Origin of the sequence: Nostoc sp. MG11, from assembly GCF_014904695.1 — a bacterium.
Classification (GTDB): domain Bacteria; phylum Cyanobacteriota; class Cyanobacteriia; order Cyanobacteriales; family Nostocaceae; genus Komarekiella.
Genome location: NZ_JACXXN010000236.1, coordinates 1 through 515 on the forward strand (window position 1 = coordinate 1; position 515 = coordinate 515).

General features: G+C 35.7%; 1 protein-coding gene. It reads left to right on the forward strand.

The genetic code is table 11. The features are described from left to right. Nucleotides 1–243: 243 nt before the first annotated feature. On the forward strand, nt 244–515 hold a 272-nt coding region (locus HCR01_RS38265; protein ID WP_193201058.1), incomplete at its 3' end, for a hypothetical protein.

Genomic DNA, 515 nt, shown 5'->3' on the forward strand with positions numbered 1-515 from the left:
AAAATAAGTGGACAGAACTACTGGAATTATATTTGCGTAAATAATTAAAAAAAGTCTGCAAAAGCAGACTTTCCCAAATGAAACCAACTATTTATTTATATAAAAGCCATGCGAGGAACATGATGTACTTATTTTTCATGATTCTACCTGAAAAAGCAAGCTTTTCAGCTTAGATAATTAGACATAATTCCGGGAATTATATCTGCTAAAAAACGAAAACTCAAATTCAAATTAGGAGAAACAATGGATACCTTGAAAGATTTCCTTTTCTTAAAGGCGAACGTTGCTGCAGAATTCAACCCCTTTGATGAGAGAGAGTACTTAGTCATTCAAACCTACCCGCGCGATCAAAGCTTGAGAGTTAGCAAACGAAGTTTTGATTACGAATCGGCTAAGAGCTGCGAAAGCATTGAAAATCTGGCTCATGACTGCTCATCTTTCGGATTAAGAATCTTTCACAACTCCAAACTGTGGACAGTAGATTTCGAGGGTAATCCTGAAAGTATTTCTCTTGA